Source organism: Paraburkholderia domus (assembly GCF_905220705.1).
GTDB lineage: Bacteria > Pseudomonadota > Gammaproteobacteria > Burkholderiales > Burkholderiaceae > Paraburkholderia > Paraburkholderia domus.
In genome coordinates this window covers 1-574 of the sequence record NZ_CAJNAT010000097.1, presented here as the reverse complement: position 1 = coordinate 574, position 574 = coordinate 1, and the positions used below count along the sequence as shown (strand labels likewise).

1 pseudogene is annotated in these 574 nt (G+C 62.2%); it reads left to right on the top strand.

Annotated features, from left to right (window positions below):
* Window positions 1–416 (top strand): annotated as a pseudogene (locus tag KHO31_RS39030) (hypothetical protein); the annotation flags it as partial.
* Window positions 417–574 lie beyond the last annotated feature (158 nt).

Genomic DNA, 574 nt, shown 5'->3' with positions numbered 1-574 from the left:
AGTTTGCCGAGGACGGTCTGTATCGCGCGGTGCGCACGACAGGCAGCGGTGCCTATCGCAGCCTGCAGCTCGTGCCATTCAAGGCCGGGGACGTTGCTACGAGGGACAACGCAAAAATGCTGATGGCGTCCGCCAGCGGTACGGAGTTTGACGGGCCGGTGCAATGGATGTGGGAGGGCAGCGCACCAACACCCGTCAAGCAGTTCTCATTCGACACCATCGAAGGCACCCAGCGTTTCTGTGCGCCGGGATCGGCGTGCCCGCGCAGCGGCCGCTGGATCGCGCGTGTTCGCACAGGTAGCCTGTATTCGGGTGAGCAGTACCGCTACGACCTGACGGGCATCGTCACGAAGCGTCTGGGGGATCGCATGCCTGCCGCGACCGGGGACGCCGATTGGGAATGGCTGGGAATATGACATGAGCGACCGTGCCTGCATTCTCCGGCTCGACCGGACCACAGCAAACTGAAGTTGACCCGCGAAAACGGACGCCTATCCTTTTGAAGAAGGAGGTGCCGAAATGGGCAAGCATCGTACCCCGTACCCGGCGGAATTCCGGGCACAAATGGTTGAAC